Source organism: Sulfurimonas sp. HSL-3221 (genome assembly GCF_021044585.1).
Lineage (GTDB): Bacteria > Campylobacterota > Campylobacteria > Campylobacterales > Sulfurimonadaceae > Thiomicrolovo > Thiomicrolovo sulfuroxydans.
Genome location: NZ_CP087998.1, coordinates 1,299,916 through 1,317,915 on the forward strand (window position 1 = coordinate 1,299,916; position 18,000 = coordinate 1,317,915).

Annotated in this window: 19 protein-coding genes, 1 tRNA gene and 1 other RNA gene; 3 read left to right on the forward strand and 18 right to left on the reverse strand. The window is 54.5% G+C overall.

Annotation, left to right across the window (positions count from 1 at the left end; genetic code table 11):
* Positions 1-114 precede the first annotated feature (114 nt).
* The 6 genes from LOH54_RS06610 to mobB all read right to left on the reverse strand — a co-directional run bounded on the left by LOH54_RS06610 (position 115) and on the right by mobB (position 5,790).
* Positions 115-1,188, reverse strand: a complete 1,074-nt coding sequence (locus LOH54_RS06610; protein ID WP_231018046.1) for a calcium:cation antiporter — start codon at positions 1,186-1,188, stop codon at positions 115-117.
* 98 nt (positions 1,189-1,286) lie between these two features.
* Positions 1,287-2,285 carry a hypothetical protein gene (locus LOH54_RS06615; RefSeq protein ID WP_231018047.1) on the reverse strand — a complete coding sequence of 333 codons (999 nt, stop codon included), beginning with the start codon at positions 2,283-2,285 and terminating at the stop codon, positions 1,287-1,289.
* Complete coding sequence (gene metG / locus LOH54_RS06620; protein WP_231018048.1) at positions 2,282-4,222, reverse strand: methionine--tRNA ligase; 1,941 nt, start codon at positions 4,220-4,222, stop codon at positions 2,282-2,284. Before metG ends, LOH54_RS06615 begins: the two co-directional genes overlap by 4 nt.
* 17 nt (positions 4,223-4,239) lie before the next feature.
* Positions 4,240-4,443, reverse strand: a complete 204-nt coding sequence (locus LOH54_RS06625) for a hypothetical protein (protein WP_231018049.1) — start codon at positions 4,441-4,443, stop codon at positions 4,240-4,242.
* Positions 4,430-5,284: a class 1 fructose-bisphosphatase gene (locus LOH54_RS06630; protein WP_231018050.1), complete on the reverse strand. Its 855-nt coding sequence runs from the start codon at positions 5,282-5,284 to the stop codon at positions 4,430-4,432. Before LOH54_RS06630 ends, LOH54_RS06625 begins: the two co-directional genes overlap by 14 nt.
* Positions 5,285-5,286: 2 nt before the next feature.
* The gene (gene mobB / locus LOH54_RS06635) at positions 5,287-5,790 is read right to left on the reverse strand and encodes a molybdopterin-guanine dinucleotide biosynthesis protein B (RefSeq protein WP_231018051.1); all 504 of its coding nucleotides are present in this window, start codon (positions 5,788-5,790) and stop codon (positions 5,287-5,289) included.
* Positions 5,791-5,931: 141 nt separating this feature from the next.
* On the opposite strand from mobB, the gene LOH54_RS06640 reads away from it, so the two are divergent.
* Positions 5,932-6,405, forward strand: coding sequence for a hypothetical protein (locus LOH54_RS06640; protein ID WP_231018052.1), 474 nt, complete (start codon positions 5,932-5,934; stop codon positions 6,403-6,405).
* On the opposite strand, the gene LOH54_RS06645 is transcribed toward LOH54_RS06640, so the two are convergent.
* Genes LOH54_RS06645 through gltX form a run of 3 tightly spaced genes read right to left on the reverse strand, consistent with a single transcriptional unit; the run spans position 6,341 to position 9,569 of the window.
* On the reverse strand, positions 6,341-7,975 hold the full coding sequence (locus tag LOH54_RS06645) for a transglycosylase SLT domain-containing protein (protein ID WP_231018053.1): 1,635 nt from the start codon (positions 7,973-7,975) through the stop codon (positions 6,341-6,343). The two genes, LOH54_RS06640 and LOH54_RS06645, sit on opposite strands and share 65 nt — an antisense overlap.
* Positions 7,976-7,977: 2 nt before the next feature.
* A complete protein-coding gene (locus LOH54_RS06650; RefSeq protein WP_231018054.1) occupies positions 7,978-8,274 on the reverse strand; it encodes a YggT family protein in 297 nt (98 codons plus the stop codon).
* On the reverse strand, positions 8,271-9,569 hold the full coding sequence (gltX, locus tag LOH54_RS06655) for a glutamate--tRNA ligase (protein WP_231018055.1): 1,299 nt from the start codon (positions 9,567-9,569) through the stop codon (positions 8,271-8,273). The genes LOH54_RS06650 and gltX overlap by 4 nt, the downstream gene beginning before the upstream one ends.
* 142 nt (positions 9,570-9,711) lie before the next feature.
* Between gltX and LOH54_RS06660 the strand changes: the two genes are divergently transcribed.
* Positions 9,712-10,245, forward strand: a complete 534-nt coding sequence (locus LOH54_RS06660; protein WP_231018056.1) for a hypothetical protein — start codon at positions 9,712-9,714, stop codon at positions 10,243-10,245.
* Between the two features lie 382 nt (positions 10,246-10,627).
* Here the strand turns inward: LOH54_RS06660 and LOH54_RS06665 are convergent.
* The 5 genes from LOH54_RS06665 to LOH54_RS06685 all read right to left on the reverse strand — a co-directional run bounded on the left by LOH54_RS06665 (position 10,628) and on the right by LOH54_RS06685 (position 13,872).
* Positions 10,628-10,702 (reverse strand) — tRNA-Glu (locus tag LOH54_RS06665).
* A 93-nt stretch (positions 10,703-10,795) separates the two neighbouring features.
* A complete protein-coding gene (locus LOH54_RS06670) occupies positions 10,796-11,341 on the reverse strand; it encodes a response regulator transcription factor (RefSeq protein WP_231018057.1) in 546 nt (181 codons plus the stop codon).
* 146 nt (positions 11,342-11,487) lie between these two features.
* Positions 11,488-11,685, reverse strand: coding sequence for a hypothetical protein (locus tag LOH54_RS06675; RefSeq protein ID WP_231018058.1), 198 nt, complete (start codon positions 11,683-11,685; stop codon positions 11,488-11,490).
* Entirely contained in the window at positions 11,685-12,956 is a 1,272-nt protein-coding gene (locus LOH54_RS06680; RefSeq protein ID WP_231018059.1) for a citrate synthase, read from the reverse strand. The genes LOH54_RS06675 and LOH54_RS06680 overlap by 1 nt, the downstream gene beginning before the upstream one ends.
* A 244-nt stretch (positions 12,957-13,200) precedes the next feature.
* Entirely contained in the window at positions 13,201-13,872 is a 672-nt protein-coding gene (locus LOH54_RS06685) for a hypothetical protein (protein WP_231018060.1), read from the reverse strand.
* Between the two features lie 167 nt (positions 13,873-14,039).
* On the opposite strand from LOH54_RS06685, the gene LOH54_RS06690 reads away from it, so the two are divergent.
* Positions 14,040-14,663, forward strand: a complete 624-nt coding sequence (locus LOH54_RS06690) for a TetR/AcrR family transcriptional regulator (protein ID WP_231018061.1) — start codon at positions 14,040-14,042, stop codon at positions 14,661-14,663.
* 30 nt (positions 14,664-14,693) lie between these two features.
* Here the strand turns inward: LOH54_RS06690 and rnpB are convergent.
* The 4 genes from rnpB to LOH54_RS06710 form a co-directional block, all read right to left on the reverse strand.
* Positions 14,694-15,239, reverse strand: an RNA gene (gene rnpB / locus LOH54_RS06695) — RNase P RNA component class A.
* A gap of 176 nt (positions 15,240-15,415) precedes the next feature.
* Positions 15,416-15,979 carry a 2-oxoglutarate:acceptor oxidoreductase subunit OorC gene (locus LOH54_RS06700; RefSeq protein WP_231018062.1) on the reverse strand — a complete coding sequence of 188 codons (564 nt, stop codon included), beginning with the start codon at positions 15,977-15,979 and terminating at the stop codon, positions 15,416-15,418.
* Between the two features lie 11 nt (positions 15,980-15,990).
* Entirely contained in the window at positions 15,991-16,845 is an 855-nt protein-coding gene (locus tag LOH54_RS06705; RefSeq protein ID WP_231018063.1) for a 2-oxoglutarate ferredoxin oxidoreductase subunit beta, read from the reverse strand.
* Positions 16,845-17,999 (reverse strand): 2-oxoglutarate synthase subunit alpha, encoded by a 1,155-nt coding sequence (locus LOH54_RS06710; RefSeq protein WP_231018064.1) that lies wholly within the window; start codon positions 17,997-17,999, stop codon positions 16,845-16,847. The genes LOH54_RS06705 and LOH54_RS06710 overlap by 1 nt, the downstream gene beginning before the upstream one ends.
* Position 18,000 lies beyond the last annotated feature (1 nt).

Sequence of the window (18,000 nt, forward strand, 5' to 3'; positions counted from 1 at the left end):
GCCGCCGATGTAGCGTAGCGGAATTTCGCAGCGCAGCGAGGACAAAGCAGCAGTGTGCTTTAGTGCCATAGCCGCCAGCGTAGGCAAAGGGGCTTTTGCTCCTTTAACGTTCTGTCAATAAAACGCCGCGATAATGGCATAGCAGATAAAGAAAAAGAGGTGCGACGTCCCTTCAAAATAGTTGGTATAGCCATCATCCGTCGTTTTCCATGCCAGCACGATGGTGAGAATGAGCGCCCCGACCTGCAGGGTGTTGAAGTCCAGGGTCAGGGGATGCGCCGTCGTATAGGAGAGCGCCAACAGCGCCGGTACGGTGAGCATGATCGACACCGTCGAGGCCCCCATCGCAATATTGATAACCCGCTGGATCTGGTCGTTTCGTGCCGCCGTGATCGCCGTCATGATCTCCGGTGCAACGGAGATGATTGCGATGATGAGGCCCGCCAGGCCGACGGGGAAGTCATACTTTTGCACCAGGGACATCCCCTCATCAGCGAAGATCTCCGCGACGAGACCGATCAGCGCGATCAGGGCGAAGATGATCATAAAGTTGCTGACCGTGGCGAGACGTTCAAAGGCATCGGGCTGCTCCTCCGTCTCCTCTTCACCCTCGGAGAGGCGCCGCTTGTAACGGAAGATGCGGCTGCGTGCCGTCGCCTTGAAGAAGTGCGAGTGGGTCTTCGTCTGGAAAATGAAAATGACAATGTAAAAACAAAAAAGGACGAAGCCGATGATGTTGCTGGCGAGGATCAGGTCACGGTGCGACTCGGAGGTAAAGTGCATGATGCTCGGCACAAGCAGTGCGGAAGTGGCGACGAGCAGGATTGTCGTATAGGTACTGGAGGTATCCTCGTTGTGCTCCTGCTCCTTGAATGCAAGCCCGCCGATAAAGACGGCCAGTCCCAGCAGCACGTTCATGTCGACGATGACGGCGGAGATGATACCCCCTTTGACCGTATCAAGCGCACGCGGGTCGTTGTGCGAACTCATAAGAACCATATAGAGCAGGATGATCTCGACGATGACGGCGCTGAAGGTGAGAACGAAGGAGCCATAGGGCTCTTCAAGCCGTTCGGCAAGCACTTCGGCCACTTCGGCGACGGTCATGGAGAGCAGGGCGATGGAAACGGCGGAGAGCGTCGTAGCGAGATAGGCGTTATGATAGTGGTGGAAAACGAATGCGATCACGCCGAGTACGATACCGTAGACGGCGACTTTATTTTGAGAGAGTCCTTCTTTTAGCGTCAGGGGACTCGATGAGGGGTCTGCGTTCAACGCAATTGCTCCTAGAAGAGGGTTGGTGTTTCGGCCTTGTAATGCACGGTATCAAGAAGTCGTCTGTCCTGACCGCCGATCAATGCAAAATGGTATGGAACCGTTTTTAATAGCTGCATTATATCTTCTTGGTTCTCATATAGCAAGAATGCGTCGTGGTGCTCGGATGTTTCGGCGGAGCTTTTGGGCATCAGGTAGATGATCTTCGCCCATTTGGCTTCGCTGCGGATAAAATCCATCTCCTGCAGGAGCAAAGAGAGGTCCGGTTCGAAGATCAGGACTTTGCCGCCCTGGCCGAAAGTCTTGGGACGCAGGTCGTCACCCACAAAGACGGGCACGAAGTGGGAGCTCCCCTGCATGCCGCCGACGGTGAACGTCAGCCCGTGTGACTTGGCGAATTGGTAGAGATGGCCGAGGTAGGGGAGGAAAAAAGGGGAAAGCTGCATGCGCTCGTAATAGACGTCATCAAGCACAAACGATGTTTCAAAAAGGGTCTGCTCCGCAATGTCGATGGGAACGTTACCCGTTTTCGGAAGGGGCAGTACCTGCACGAAGAGGTCCTCGCAGCGTTTGTACTCCGGGACGAAGACCCAGCTTGCTTCGGGCAGCTCCCACAGGTCGTAAAAGTTCGACCGGATGGTTCCCTGCCAGACGAAGCAGCGCGGATCTTTAAGCATCTGGGCCGCGACGGCCAGGGTCACCTGGTCGCAGCCGTAGACGTGCAGCGATTTCTCCAGCATGCGGAAACGCAGCAGGCGCAACAGCGTAAACTCGACCGAATCGACTTTCAGCCAGGCGATCTCCGGGTCGGTGACCGTGCATGCCTCTTCATAGAGCACGGCATAGGCACCGTTGGCCACGGCCTGGGGAATATCCGCCTTGTCAAAGGCGATGAAGAGGTCCCCCCGTCTCACTTTGTGTGCTTCGAGGACAACGGCGTCGACAAGCGTCACGGCCGGATCGGACATCATCTCCGCCCCGGTCAATGAGAGGAGGTTCTGCAGCCTCATCCGACGGAACTGCCTGCCTTTCTCGGCGCTTCGGGACGCATCAGCGAGAGCCCCTCGTCATCTTTGGCCGCCAGCAGCATCCCCTCGGAGACCATGCCCATCAGCTTGGCCGGTTTCAGGTTCGCGACGACGCAGACCTGGGTGCCGACGAGGCTCTGTGCTTCGTAATATTCGCGGATGCCGGCGACGACCTGGCGCGGCTTCTCCTCGCCGACGTCAACCTGCAGCTTGAGCAGCTTCTTGCTCTTGGGTACCTCTTCGGCTTCGACGATGGTGCCGATCTTGAGCTGAGTCTGGAAGAACTGGTCGATGGTGATCAGGTTGTCGGCCTCGACCGGTTCCGCCGCTTTCGCTTTTTTCGGCGCCTCTTCTTCTTTCGCGTTGGGCTGGGCCGCCGGGGCCTGGTCCATCAGCGGGGCCTCGATGCGCGGGAAGAGGGGTGGGACCTTCTTGATCGTAAAGGTCGGCAGCAGTTTACCGCCCTTGACCAAATCGTTATACGCGTTGGTGTCGATAGCAAAACCGAGCGCGTCCGCGATCGTCGACGTCGTTTTCGGCATGAAAGGGTGCAGCAGGACAGAGGCCTTGGCGAGAATGTTGGCCACGAGTGCCACCAATGCCAGCGCCTCTTCCTTTTTCCCCTCTTTCATCTTGACCCACGGTGCATGCGCTTCGATCGCCTTGTTCCCGATCGTAAAGAGTTTCCAAAGCTCTTCGAGGAAACGGTGTGTCTGAACTTCGTCTAGGAAGCGCTCGACGCTGCCGAGCACGGCATTGACCTCTTCCATCTCTGCTTTGTGGTAGGTCATGACATCGCTGCTGTCGATGACGAAATCGGAATACTTTCCGCTCATCCCGATAATGCGGTTGAGCAGGTTCCCCAGGTCGTTGCTGAGATCGGAGTTGATCCGGTCGATCAGGGCGCGCTGGGAGAAATCGCCGTCCTGCCCGAAGGGGACTTCGCGCATCATGAAGTAGCGCAGGTTCTCCAGGCCGTAGACGTCGGCGACCTCTTTGGGGCTGACGACGTTGCCCTTGGACTTGCTCATCTTCTCGCCGTCGCGGGTCCACCAGCCGTGGGCACCGATATGCTTCGGCAGCGGCAGGTCCAGGCTCATCAGGAACGCCGGCCAGTAGATGGCGTGGAAGCGAAGGATATCCTTGCCCACCAGTTGCATCTGTGCCGGCCAGAAGTCCATTTTCGCCTCGTCGCGGCCGTAGCCGAGCGCCGTGATATAGTTGAGCAGGGCATCGAGCCAGACGTACATAACATGCTTGCTGTCCCCGACAGATTCGGGCAGCGGCACGCCCCAGGTGAAGCTCGTACGGGTCACGGAGAGGTCATTCAGACCGCCCTTGACGAAGTTGATGACCTCGTTGCGGCGGGATTTCGGCAGGATAAAATCCTGGTGCGCTTCGTAATAATCAAGCAGTTTCTGCTCATACGCCGAGAGCTTGAAGAAGTAGCTCTCCTCCTTGACGATGCTTGTCGAGCGGCCGCAGTCCGGGCAGAACTCGCCGTCGATGAGCTGGGTTTCGGGGAAGAAGGTCTCGCAGCTAACGCAGTAGTGCCCCTCGTAGTTCCCCTTGTAGATGTCCCCCTTGGCGTACATCTTCTCGAATGCCTTCTGGACACCGGTCATATGGTCCTTGTCCGTCGTACGGATGAACTGGTCGTAACTGATGCCGAATTCGTCCCAGAGGTTGCGGAAGCTGGCGCTGATCTCGTCGGCGAACTGCTGGGTCGGTTTCTCGAACTTTTTCGCCGATTCCTCGATCTTCTGCCCGTGTTCGTCGGTCCCGGTGAGGAAGTAGACATCCTCGCCGATCAAACGGTGGTAGCGGGCCAGCGCATCCGCGATGAAGGTCGTATACGCGTGGCCGATATGCGCCTCGCCGTTGACGTAGTAGATTGGGGTGGTGACGTAATAGCTCATACTCTCTAATATCCTTGTTAAAATTCGAATCCGCCGGTCTCGCCCTTGGACATGCTGTCGTAAACAGCGGCGACGTAGCTTTTGCGCACGTCGCATCCCAGGCAATGCTCGCAGGCGCTGCAGCTCTTGACGCCGTGTTCGGCCTGGCAGGCCTGCAATTTCTCGATCATGACATCGAGCTGCAGTTCGAAACGGTCTTTTTCCGGGTCACTCTGCGCCATAGGCCGCTTTCACCTTGCCGATTTCATAGGTGGAGCCGAAGAAGCAGGGCGTCGTCTCATGCGGGTCGCTGCACGGCAGCTCCAGGAGGCGGTTGCCCTTTTCATCCACCGCCGCGCCGCCGGCCATCTCGTAGACGAAGGCGAAGGGGAAAACCTCGAAGAGCTTGCGCAGCTTGCCGTCGGGTTTGTCTGTCGTACCCGGGTAGCTGAAGAGTCCGCCCCCTTTGAGCAGGATCTGGTGCAGGTCCGGGACCATGCCACCGGAGTAGCGCAGGCGGTACCCCTCCGCAAAGAGGCCGTCGATGAGCTGTTTGTGGTGTACAGGCCAGTGCTGCTGGGTGCCGCCCGGGGCGTTGAGCTTGCCCTTTTCGCCGATCTTGATCTGCTCGAGCTCTTTGAAACGGCCGTGGCGCCACGTGTAGTGGCGGACGTTGTTCTTGTAGGCCGTCACCATCTCGGTACGCGGGCCGTAGACGACGTAGACGGAAGCGATCATCTTCTGCGCGCTCCATTCGCCGTCGTAGATGCCGAAAATGGAGCCGACGCTCAGGTCGACGTCGATCAGGCTGGAACCGTCGAGGGGGTCGTAGGCGATGCAGAGCTGCCCGCCTTCGTGCAGGATCTCCTCCTCCTCTTTCTCCTCGCTGGCGATCGCCTTGACGAGGGGAATGCGGGAGAACTCCTCGGCGATGATCAAGTCGCTCTGGATGTCGAGCTTGAGCTGAACGTCGCCGGACTGGTTGGAGTGGGCCGAATAGTCGGTATCTTCGTTGGTGATCGCTTCGTGAATACGGTGCGCGGCGCGTTCGATGGCTTCAAAGACGGGGGCGAGGGTCTGCATGGTTATATCTCCTTGGCATGGGTGAGGATCCACTCGACGACGGCGTCGGGGTCGTTGAGGTCGAGGACGGCGACCTTGTCGGGAAGGTCGTAATCGTCAAGTGTGACGCTCTCGTCGACGGCGAGGGCGTTCATATAGGGAAAATAGGCTTCGTCGATGCGGTCGCGAAAGATGCTGATCCGCGGCAGCGGCAGGGTTTTGAGTCCTTCGACGAGCAGGATGTCAAAATGGCCGAAGAGCGCGATCAGTTCGTCCAGCTCGTGGTGGCGGTGGGAGAAGAGGGTGGTTCGGCTGGGCGATGTGACGATCACCTCGGCACCGGTATCGGTGAACTTGTAGCTGTCCTTGCCGGGAATGTCGAAACGCGCCTTGTCCTTGGGGTCGTTCTTGATAATGGCAACCTCTTTGCCGTGTTCGTGCATCAGGCGGGCGGCCACTTTGACGATCAGTGTCGTTTTTCCGCTGTTCGAAGGGCCGGTAAAAGCGACGGCAAGACGTTTCTTCATGGTAACTGCATCCCCGGGGACTCTCCCTTAAAATATGGGGGATTATAGTCCACAATGGTTGAAAATCTCTTAAGATGGGCGCAAATGGGCTGCGGAGCGACATTCCGCTATAATGCTGCAAACCATGCTTTCCGGAGTCCCATGCGCTTTTGGCCCATATTGTTGATCACCGCCGTGCTCTTTTCCGCGTGCAGCAAAGAGAGCGCCTTCACCCACTTTACAAAACTCGACAGCCGGCACGAACGGGCGGTCGCGAACCTCAAACGCGTCACCCTGACCGACGAGGCCAACCGTACGACCGCCCTGATCAGCATCCTGCATCTCAACCCCGTCGATCCGCAACTCTACGGCGAGCGCCCCTCCTTCTTTGTCGCCCTTTTCGACCGCGGCGGGCGGACCCTGGAGGAGTATAACGTCACCCTCAACGGCAAAGCCCCCGTCGGGATGGCACCGCTTGATGACAACTGCTCCCTACGGGGGTTGATGCCGCTGAACAACCCGTGGAACCGCTACTACCAGCTCCTCTTCCGACCGACGAAGGAGGCGAACCTTACTTTGTTTTTCGGAACCGGTCCGTCTTTGAAGGGTGAAGTAACGTTTCACACAGATCAATAAGCGAGACCGGCTCGCCCAGGATCTTCTTGTAGACCACGTAGTTGGTCAAGACCTTCTTCCCGTACTCCCGCGTCTCCGTCGTCCGCATCAGCTCCATGCTTAAGAAAGGCTCGTAGGGGCCGGCATTGAACTTGTCGTCAAGCAGGTAGCGTTTGGTGAACCCGATGCCGCCGTTATAGGCGTAGGCGATGAAGAGGGGGTGATAAACGCGGTACTGCAGCCACGCGATATGGGGCTTGGCGTAGAGCAGATTGATATGCGGATCGAACATGTCAAAAAGGGTATCGCGCCCGCAATCCACCTTGCCGTCCATCGCACGACACAGAAAGGGCATCATCTGCATCAGCCCCAGGGCATAGGAGTGCGACAGGGCCGCCGGGATAAACCGGCTCTCCTGGCGCATCAGCGCGTAGATGATCGCCTTGGTATCCGTATCGACGTCGTTTAGCTCTGCGTCGTAGGGCATGACATACCCCTGCAGGCGGTAGCGGGAAGCCTTTTCGATAATGAAGGACTGGAGCGGCACGAGGTTTTTCGCATCGTAGCGTTTGGCCAGGGCGTAGAGCTCGTCTTTCGGTGTCCGGTTGATCGTATCAAGCAGATCGTTCCAGACGAAGGGGTCGGAGAGGTTCAGATCCGAAACGGTGTCGGATGTCTGCAGCTGCGAGTAGTAGTTTTCCGGGAAAATGCCCGTTTTCTCCATCGCGTAGAGGGAGTAGAAGTTGATGTCCCAGCTCTGCGCCAGCAGTTTCCACATCAGGTCGTTCTTCTCCGAAGCCAGGGCCTGCCAGAAGAGCGCCTTGTCCTTGTCGCTCTGATAATAGGCTTTGTCGCCGGAGAGCTGGAAGAGTTCGATCGCCCGGGATTTTTTGCCGCGCTGCAGCTGGTTCAGTCCCAGGTAAAAGAGCCCGCGCGGGTCAAGGCTTTCAACGGCATCAACCTTGGTCAGTGCCCAGCCGAACTTCGAGAGTTTGTCGTCATTGATCGTACTCATGACCGCGGAGGTAAAGCCCGGTGCCTTCGCCAGCAGTTGCATGTAGTCGTAATCGGGGATGAAATTAAACTGCTTCCGTCGGGAATTGCCGTAGCTGCCGTTGAAAACGCGCAGAAACAAGGCGGGCGGGTAGCGCTTGTAGTGCTGCTGGAGGTCAGGATCATTCAGCACTTCCGCTGCGGCTTTGAGGGAGGCATCGCCCACAAGCCCGACAACGCGGTCGCGCGCCTTTTGATGCATCGCAGAGAGTTTGCCAACGGAGAGCGCCAGTTTCATACAGCCGGCATCCTCGCTCTTGATCAGGTCATTGACACCCATTTTCATACATTTGACGGTATAGGCGACTTCGGGGCGGGCACTCTTCTCGGCATAGGCGAAAAACATCCGTCTGCCAACATTGCGGATCAGGTAGAACGCCTCGTCGGCCTGTGCAGAGGTGATGTTCTGGTCGAAATACTGCCAGATCATAAAGTTGCGGGCATTGGAAGGGGGCTTGGAGCGGATCTGCTCCAGGGTGATGTCGGCGCTGAGCAGCGTACCGAGCAAGAGCGTTGCGAGGGCGGCCCGCAGACGCATTGTTAGAGCGCACCTGCCAACGCGTAGACCAGGCGGACGAAGATGACATCGATCACCTGAAGGCCGATAATGATGATGAGCGGGGCGAGGTCGATACCGTTGAAGATGGTCGGCACGTAGCGGCGCAGCAGGCTGTAGGCCGGTTCGGTCAGGCGGTACAGCACCTGTACGATGGGGTTGGTCGGATCGGGGCGCACCCAGGTGAGCAGGGCGGCGATAATGACGACCCAGATATAGACGTTGATCAGTGTATGGACGATACCGCCGAGGCCTGCGATGATGCTGCCGAAGGTGCTCATTTGACGATCTCCCCGAGGTAGGATTTGATCTGTACATAGACGTCGGCCAGTTCCGGGCCGTGTTCGGCGCCGGTGAGCAGCAGGCGCAGGGATTTAAAGAGCTGTTTGCCCTTGATGCCCGTGGCGTCGACGACATGCTGCTTGAGATCGTCGAAAGCTTCGAAGTAGGGCGCCGCTTTGATGGCGGCGCGGATCGCTTCGGCGCTCTCGGCGAACTCCTCCGGGATCTCCTTCGGCGCAAACACCGCCGCTACCTTTGCCTTGAGCTCCTTGGTCGTACTGGCCTCTTCCAGGTAGAGTTTGGCCAGTCTGCCGATGGAATCGTCGGCAAACCCGACGTAGCGCGAAAGCTCTTTATCCTCCATGCGGCGGAGGTGCTCACGGTTGATATGGCGCAGCTTGTCAATGCTGAAACGCGCCGGCGCGCGGGAGATATTTTTAAGGTCGAACCAGGCGACCGCCTCGGCCATCGTAAAGACCTCTTCTGGGGTCTTGTTGCCGATGAGAATGAGGTAGTTGGCGATCGCTTCGGGCAGGAACCCCTCTTCAAGCATCCACTTGACGCTCGACGCATTGTCGCGCTTACTCATCTTCTTGCCCTCGTCGTTGAGGATGATGGGCAGGTGGGCGTATTCGACCTTCTTGTCGTAGCCCAGGGCGTTGCGGATCGCGATCTGCTTGGAGGTGTTGGAGAAGTGGTCCTCGCCACGGATGACCAGGGAGATGTCGCCGAGCATATCGTCGATGGCACAGGCGAAGTTGTAGGTCGGGTACTTTTCCGCGCGCAGGATAATAAAGCTGTCGATATCCATCGGGTCGAACGTCGCTGCACCCTTGATGATGTCCTCAACCGTGATGGGTGCATCGGGGCGCTTCAGACGGACCGTGAACGGGTTCTCGTTGTCGATCGTCGCTTCCGGAGGAAGGTGCGTACAGGCGTCGTCGTAGCGGAAGGGCTTTTTCTGCTCCTTCGCCAGCTCACGTTTGCGGTCGAGCTCTTCGGGGGTACAGAAACAGTTGAACGCTTTTTTCTCCTGCAGCAGCTGGATCGCCATGGCACGGTGAAAACGCAGGTTGTTGCTCTGGTAGATGACGTCGCCGTATTCGATACCGAAGAGCGCAAGGATCTGCAGGATCTCCTTGTCCTTGCCTTCAATATTGCGCTCTTTGTCCGTATCTTCGATCCGGATGATGAGCGGCTCATTGCGCTGGCGGGAGAGGAGGGCGTTGAAGAGGGCAACGCGCAGGTTCCCGATGTGCATATCTCCTGTCGGGCTTGGGGCAAAACGCAGCATGAAACGTTCCTGATTTTTTTGTGAAATATTAACGAAACAAGCTTAATAGCGGAGTCTCACATCACATTTAGTTCGCGACAACGCCCCTTCGCATACCCGGCGGATTAGCCAGCCGCTATGTAAAATGGGGTAGACTGTCGCCATGAAAGCATTTTTGATTGATCCCGACACCCAAACTGTTTCCGTCCAGGATTACGACGGACAGCCCCACAGCCTTTACACCCTGTTCGGTTCCCTGCTCGTTGACAGCAACGCCCTGCTGAATGCGCATATGGTCTACAGCGGCGGCGAAGCGTTCGAAAAAGGCCAAAAGGGCTTTTTCCTCGGCGAGAAACTGCTCTTCGGCAAAACGCTGGTCGTCGGCATGACCGACATTGAAGAGGTGGATGCGACCATCGAGGCGGAGACGCTTCAGCAACTCCTCCGGTACGAACTGCCGGCGTTCTACCGCCAAGCGATCGCCCTGCTGCCCCCGGACTTTGCCTTTGACCAAAGCTGCACGCTCGAAGGGATGGAGGGCGCCACGGTCGAGTGGGTCTTTTACGCCTTCAGCCTCGCCGACGATGCGACACAGTCCTATTTTCTTGACGAACTGAAAAAGACGGTATCGGGGGGAGGGGAAGTGCATCCCTACCTGGAGAAGATGGGCAATCTCGCTATCCGCTCAATGCAGTAGACAAGCAATCGCCGCCTCGCAGCGGGACGGCACTTCAAAAAAGCGTACACAATGAGCTGCTACTGCTCTCCGCGTTGACGCTCTTCCTTTTCATACAACCGGTTATACTGGAGAACGCCTACTCCCAAAAAGACGGCAAAGAGTGCGATGATGCCAAGAATAATCTCTCCCGGTGTCATAATTCTTTCCTCCGGATTCATGTTTATTTGTGCTTAGACAAATCTACTCCACCCGAAATAAAAACCAGCTTCCTTTGCAAACGGAAGGCCCGGACATAACCATGCACAAAGAATCGTTTGGCCGATGCCAATGAAGCATGGTGGCTAACGTGTCAAAGGTGATTGGAAAAGATGTTGAAAGTTTTGAAATAAGGGAGAAGAAGTGGTGACCCCACGGAGACTCGAACTCCGGTAACCAGAATGAAAATCTGGGATCCTAACCGCTAGACGATGGGGCCACGCTGTTGCAACATTTTTGTTGAGCCGAAATTATATTTCCGTATCGCTTAACAATCTCTTAAATGCCGCAGTATTGCGGCATTTAAATGAAATTACATATAGAATTCGCGGAGGGCGCGGATAATGACCGCATTCTTGGAGATGCTCTCGGCTTTGGCGTTGTCGTTGACCAGGTCATACAGATCAAGGGGCAGGGAGATAGAGAAGGTTTTCGTTTCAACCTTTTTCTTGCGTTTGACCATGTTGGTAACGTTCTGAAGAAGCTCGATGATCTTTTTCGTATCAATCGGCTTCTGGATAAAGCTGTTGACTCCGATTTCGATCGTTTCTGAGATCTTCTGGATGTCGTTGCTTGCAGAGATGACAACGACCATCTGCTGCGGGTTCATCTCACGGATCTTGCGTGCGAGCTCGATCCCGTCCATCTCCGGCATAATGATGTCGACAAAGACGATGTCCGGTTTTTTCTCTTTAAAAAGTTCCAGAGCCTCTTTCCCGTTGAATGCGGATGTGACATCTTTAAAAAAGTTTTTGAACGTTGAACTGAGCAGTTCATTCGCAACGGCCTCGTCTTCAACGACCATTGCACTCATTTTTTTCGTCTCTTCGGTCAGCTGAACCAGGTCAACATTTTTCATTTCTGTTTCCTCATGATGATTTCTGTCTGTATTTTACACTGTTATCAGCAAACAACGTTAACAGGATTAAAATTGTTTGCCCGTGATATTACGTTGCAAAATTATAGTAACAATTACGTTACACAAACTTAAATTTATGGGAAAAATCAATATTTTTTAAATTGTTCAAGCCATTCGAGGTTGGATTCGACCGTTTTTTCCTTCTGTTCCAGGAGAGAAACGATGATCGATTTGAGGGTCTGTTCATCCATGAAAGCAAGCATTTCCGGGTTGATATGGGTATTACCGCCGTAACCGTTAAGCAGTTTTTCGATGTCGTTTATTAATTCTTGTTTTGTACTCACTAAATTAAGCTCCTTGTTTCCGGTCCGATGTAGCGTTGACGCGGCCGGGCGATCTTTTTTTCCGAATCGGCGTGAAATTCTAACCACTGCGCAAGCCATCCGACGGTGCGTCCTATCACAAAGATAATAGTAAACATCTCTTTGGGGATTTTGAGCGCCGTCAGGATCAGCCCCGAATAGAAATCGATATTGGGGTAGAGCTTCCGTGAAATAAAATAGTCGTCGCTGAGAGCGACCGCCTCGATCTTCTCGGCGATCTGAAGCAGTTCGCTGTCAACATCGAGCTCGTCTTTCATCTCGTCAAGCAGTTGCTTCAGGATCTTAGCACGGGGGTCGAAGTTTTTATAGACACGGTGACCAAACCCCATCAGCCTGAAATCGTCATTGGGGTCCTTCGTCCGGGCGATGAATTCGTCGACACGGTCAGCGGAACCGATGTATTCGAGCTGCGCGATGACCGACTCGTTCGCCCCGCCGTGGGCACGACCCCACAGGGCATTGATGCCCGCCGTGATCGCCGCATAGGGGTGCGCTCCCGTCGATGCTACGGAGCGGACCACCGTCGTCGAGGCGTTCTGCTCATGATCGGCATGGAGCGTAAAGATCGTATCGAGCGCCCGTACCTGCACTTCCGGAATCTTCAGGTCCTGTCCGGGGTAGGCATGGATCATATAGAGAAAGTTTTCGGTAAAAGAGCGTTCAAGGTCGGGATAGATAAAAGGAATGCCCAGGGAGCGCCGGTAAGCGAACGCGGCCAGGGTAGGGACCTTGGCCAGCAGCCGGCGGCGCATCACCTGCAGGTCTTCGTCGTTACGCATCATGATGTGTTCCGAGTAGAAGGTGGAGAGCGCCGAAACGGCGGAGGAGAGCATCGCCATGGGGTGGGCATTGTCTGGGAAGGAGTAAAAGAGGTTTTTCAATCCTTCATGCACATACGCCCGCTTGCGGAATTCGTAATCGTACGCCGCCAGCTCCTCCGGGGAGGGGAGCTCGCCGTTAAGCAGAAGGTAGCACACCTCGAGATAGCTCTTTTTCATTGCCAGCTCTTCAATCGGATAGCCGCGGTATCGCAGTTCGCCCTTTGCGCCGTCTATATAGGTAATGGTGGAGCTGCAGCTGGCCGTCGACGTAAAGCCGGGGTCGTAGGTAAACATGCCCGTCTGCTTGAAAAGGTCGCGGATATCGATCACGTCCTGGCCCATGGTAGGGTGCATGATACTAAATTCGTAGGTATTGCCGTTTCGATTGTCCGTCAAAGTCACCGTAGCCATCGCATACTCCTTTGCGATATATTCTTCCAAAGGATACCTGAAAACAAGGGCAATGCGCCAAATGTCCGCCTAACATTAACCCTGATCCAAGGGATTGTATTTTAGTTAACATAATGTATATTCTCTTGAAAGAAATTTTCCGCGTTTCCTGCCCCATTCCCAACGCCACCTGTAGTGCAGTGTAGACATTATTTAATATGAGAGCTATTATTAAATAATATAACCATTGTGCGCGAACATTGCACTATTTTGGTGGGTACGGTTTTGGTACTGACGGCACTGCAGGACGCGTAATCAGAGTATCCAGGATGAGCAGCTTTGGCACCCAGCGGCTTTTAAACGCAGATGTGTCGCCGTGTAGCACCATAATCGCTTTAAAGGCCTCCAGGGCATCAGTATGCTTGCTGTCGGCCTTTCTGAGCGCCTGCGCCATCTGATCCGCCCTGAGGCCGTAGATCATCTTAATACCGCCTTTATGCAGGTTCTGCGCGATAGCCAGCAGTACAGTACCCTCATTCCAGTCGATGGCATAGAAGCCGAGATTGCCGACACGGTCGATCTGGGTGACCTTTCTCGCTGCAAAAATAAGCGATAGCGAGCGTTTCACGTCATAGTGGTAACGATAAGGGGGCTGTGTGACGGCCAGTTCGTATACGACATGCTGTCCCCCCTGCACTGCATACAACGAGCGCTTGATTGTCAGGTTCTGCATTCCTATGCGATCTTCAGCCACCTTCTCCGTGCGGATCTCCAGGCTCTCCTGGCCGATTTCCAGCCCCAGAAGCAGATCGTTTTGTTCAATAATGAAAGGTGAGCTGCAACCGACGGATAATGCGGCAATTAGGCTGCTAAAAAGCGGTCTTATCCCCTTCTTCATATATAAATATATCACCACGTCTCTCCTGCTGCTATTCATGCTGATGATTATAGCGAATCGGGAAGAGACTGCGTCCTATTAAATGAACGTATGTTAATTTGATAGCCCTACAAAAAGAACATCTGTTCACTTTAGATTAAGGATAAATTAACGGATGTTCATATACACTTTCCAAAACATGAACGATTGTTAACAAGGAGTCTGTAATGCCCGAAAACAGGGAGTTTAAAAAGGGTGGAGATACAAAGAAGCTGATTGAGGAAGCGGCGATGGATCTCTTTGCGGAGTATGGCTATAAAGGTGCTTCCGTACGTAAAATTGCCGCGAAAGTCGGCATCAGGGAGAGTGCTCTCTATAACCATTATGCCAATAAAGAGGCGATCTTTCTTGCGGTGGCCGGCAGGGTTTTCGCCTCCCCTTTTGCCCATCAGAAAACGGATGATTTTGTGCAGCAGAACGCCAAAAAAGGCAAGTCGTTTTTACATAAATTCATGACCGAATTCAAGCTCATGACCTTTGACAAGAAGTACGAAAAACTCTTCCGTTTCATGCTCATAGAACTGATGCAGAACGATGTGCTTCGCAGCGGTTTCAGACAGGAGTTTCATGATGCAAATATCAAGCTTCTCTCTTCTGGTTTCTTTATCATGATGCAGGAGGGTCTGATCCGTTCCAATGACCCTATGACGCTCGCCAATGCCTTTTTGGGGCAGCTCTTCTATCTGCGCCTGCAGGTCAGTCTCTTGAAGGCGGACGGTGTAGCCACGACCGCCCTCTCGACGGCATTTGAAAAACAGCTCGATCTCTTTTGGACCTCGATCAGTGAATAAACGGTTTGTGGGAAAATGAAAAGCGGTAGAAAAAGAGGTACAACGGTAAGCCGGGTTCTGTTGATACGATAATTTATCTACTGCATCCGTTACCGGATGCCTCCAGCGAAACAAAAGCATTGTAAGACGCTTACCATCTGTTTCTTGCTGCCAGGCTGGGTTTACATAGCTTCCGCCATTACTGGCGGAACTGGTGGGCTCTTACCCCACCGTTTCACCCTTACCACCTCATTTGCACGGGAGCAGGAGCAAAACAAGGGTACCGCTCGCAAAGCGATGTTTCCTTGAAAGCCCCTGCTCCCTACGCTGGCCGCTGTGGCACTAAAGCACACCAATGCTTTCGGCATTGTCGAAGGGATTTTCCCTTTCTTTCTCGCCGTAAGGCGAAGCTTTAGTGCCACAGCGGCTGAGCGTAGGCGTTTGGGATTTTATTCCAAATGCCGTTCAATCCAAAGTGGCGGTCTACTCTCTGTTGCACTGTCCCTCGGCTTGCGCCGGCCATCCGTTAGATGGAGCCCTGTCTTACGGCAGCCCGGACTTTCCTCTTGAAAATCAAGCTATCGCACGTTGTACCGCTGATATTATAGCATATGGGAGAAGTGCTGAGTATTTAACATATTATATAATATTTCCTTGAGGTGCAAAATGGCGTCGTCGCCCTCTTCTATTTGCAACACAAGATTGACTATATAACATATTATATAATATTAGAAAGGAGTTCAAAAAAAAGCGGCACTGTGCCGCCTTTTTCCTTACGCCGCCAGAGTGACGCCGGATTCGATAGCGTACTTGACGCCGAGTTCCCAGGCTTTGAGGTTTGCTTCGTGTACTTTTTTCGGTACCTTGGAAAGCATGACCTCTTTGAGGGCTTCCGGTTCGAGAACGCTTGTGATCTGGTTCGCAATCGCCATCGCTACGACAGATTGCGTAATGACGTTACCGACCTCTTCCTTTGCGATCGTGATAATGGGGATCTCAACGATCTTCCATGTTTGACGGTCTTCGTCTGTCGGGTGCACCAGGTTCGGGTCGACAACGATGACGCCGCCCGGCTTTACACCCTTTTTGAAAGACTGGTAGCTGACGTCCGCAACAGAGAGCATGAAGTCAATCTCGCCTTCGTTCGCGTACGGATAGCGGATTTCATCGTCGTCAAGCGTAATGTCAACAACGGTCGGGCCGCCACGGACCTGGGATGTATAGGTCGCCGTTTTCAGACCGAAACCGCCAAGTTTGATCTTACAGGCCGCCATGATCTCGCCGGCAAGGAGAACCCCCTGCCCGCCTACACCGGTAAAACGTAATGTATTTCTCATTTTATGCCTCCTTAGATCTTTTTCTCGAAGTCGTCTTGCGTCAGTTTCGCGCGTTTGCCCTGTGCTGCCGCTTTGATCTGGTCGTAAGATTCACAGTACTCAGGGTCATTAACCTCTTTGAGGACACCCGTCGGGAAAACGTTTTTCTTCTCTTCGTCGGAGAGGGCTTCCCATTTGCGCAGCGGCATTGTGATGCTGTCGATCCACTCAAGGTTCTGCATTGCATTCGCCATTTTGTTCTTACGGCCAAGGTTGATATGGCAGTTGGACATAATGTCGAAGAAAGAGAAACCTTTGTGGCTGAAGCCTTTGACAAGGATCTTCTCGAGTTTCTTCGGGTCAAGCATCGTTTCACGCGCAACAAAAGAGGCACCGGCACCGATCGCGAGCGCACAGGCGTCGAAGGTCGGGTCGATGTTACCGTTCTTCTGGCTGACCGTCCACATCCCCTGCGGTGTCGTCGGGGATGTCTGGGAGTTGGTCAGACCGTAGATGAAGTTGTTGATCAGGATGAAATTCAGGTCGATGTTACGGCGGCAACCGTGGATCGTGTGGTTACCACCGATCGCCAGGCCGTCACCGTCACCGGCAACAACGATCACGTTTGCTTCCGGTTTCGCAAGCTTCACGCCGGTAGCGTACGCAACGGTACGGCCGTGTGTCGTGTGAATCGTATTACAGTTAATGTAAGAGCTGAAACGTCCGGAACAACCGATACCGGAAACAACACAGACTTTGTCCATGTCCCAGCCCATCTTCTCGATCGCACGGATCGTCGCTTTGAGGATGACACCGTCACCGCAGCCCCAACACCAGAGTGTCGGCATCTTGTCTACACGAAGGTATTTGTCGTAGTTAAAAGCCATTACATCATCTCCTTAACTTTTGCGACCATCTCAGCCGGCGCGATAGGACGGCCGTTTGCTTTGAGCAGGCGGGTGAAGTCGTTGCGGCGAACAATACGTTCAATCTCCGTAGAATACTGACCCATGTTCAGCTCGGTTACCATGATCTTGTCACCGAAGCGTTCACCGATCTTGCGGATTTCCGCTTCCGGGCTCGGCCACATCATGATCGGGCGGAAGAGACCGGCTTTGATACCTTCTGCGCGCAGTTTCTGAACCGCTTCGAAGGCACCCAGCGCGATGGAACCGTATGCGATGATACAGACTTCCGCGTCGTCCATCAGGACCTCTTCGTAATCCGGAAGATCATCAAGACCGTCGTTTTGCGCAGCAACCGTGTTGATCTTTCCGGTAAGGCGTTCAATGTTAAATTCGCACTGTTCCGCGTCTTCCGTCGGGAAGCCCGTCGGACCGTGGTGCAGACCCGTGACGTGGTAGCGGTACCCTTCGAACATCGGGTTCAGGACCGCCGGCTCGTTCATCGGAACGTCATACGGACGATAGTCTTCCGGCGCACCGTCGAATTTCGCGCGGTCGACGATGCTCGCCTGGATCTCTTCGAGGTCCGGAAGCTCCGCTTTACCGTGCATGTGACCGATCGTCTCATCCAGGAGCATGAAGACCGGCGTCATATATTTTTCCGCGAGGTTGAAGGCGCGGACCGTCTGCGTATAACACTCTGTCAGGGAACCTGCACAAAGCGTAATGGAGGCATAGTCACCGTGTGTCGGGTACTTAGCCTGGCCGATATCCGCCTGGGAAACACGTGTCGGAAGACCCGTAGACGGACCGCCGCGCATGACGTTGATGATAACAAGCGGGATCTCGGCGATGAAACCGAGACCGATCTGCTCTGCTTTGAGGGAGATCCCCGGGCCGGAAGTCGCCGTAAACGACTTCGTACCTGTCATGGATGCACCGAGGGCAGCGGAGATACCGCCGATCTCGTCTTCCATCTGGATTGCCACACCGCCGACAGCCGGCAGCAGGTCAGATGACTCATGCATAACTTCCGACGACGGTGTAATCGGATAACCGCCGAAGAAACGCGCGCCGGCATCAACGGCCGCTTTGGCAGCCAGTTCGTTACCTGTTGAAATTACAATTCTTGACATT